Annotated in this window: 1 protein-coding gene; it reads right to left on the bottom strand. The window is 35.3% G+C overall.

Annotation, left to right across the window (positions count from 1 at the left end):
• The coding region (locus tag ACFIO3_RS15030) for an N-6 DNA methylase (protein WP_375704776.1) at positions 1 to 617 on the bottom strand (617 nt) is incomplete at both ends.

The following is a 617-nucleotide window of genomic DNA, read 5'->3' on the forward strand; positions in this document are numbered from 1 at the left end:
GCTCGTATATTACTTGCTTTAGATTGAGCAGCATAAGTTTCACTGATCCGTTTATCTAAAATTGGATAAGGGGTATTCTTTGCATTATCATTTTCATTCTTTTGTCCTACTGAATAAGGAGGGTTACCAAAAATAACTTCAATATTTAGTTTCTTTTGATGCTCTAAATATTCACTGTTTTCTTTAAATAATTTTTGCAGAAGGTTTTTCTCTTCAAGCATACGGAAGGTATCGGTCAAACCAATATGCTTGAAAGGAATATACTCACCTTTCATAAGACTATGATAGGTAGATTCAATGTTAATCGCTGCTATGTAATAGGCGAGTAAAACAATCTCATTGGCATGGATATCATGACGGAATTTATATTCCATATCCTCTGGTTTGATGAGTTTTGATTGTAACAGCCGTGTGATAAAAGTACCTGTTCCAGTGAAAGGGTCAAGAATAGAAACACCCCGTGACCCCAAGCTTTTTCCAAATTCATTACGCAACACCTCATCAACAGAATGAATGATAAAATCAACAACCTCAACGGGCGTATAAACAATCCCAAGCCTATCCGTGGTTTTCTTAAATGCCTTGGCAAAAAAGCTTTCATAAAGCGTAATAATAAG

This window comes from Bartonella sp. AD328YNZD, assembly GCF_042196425.1.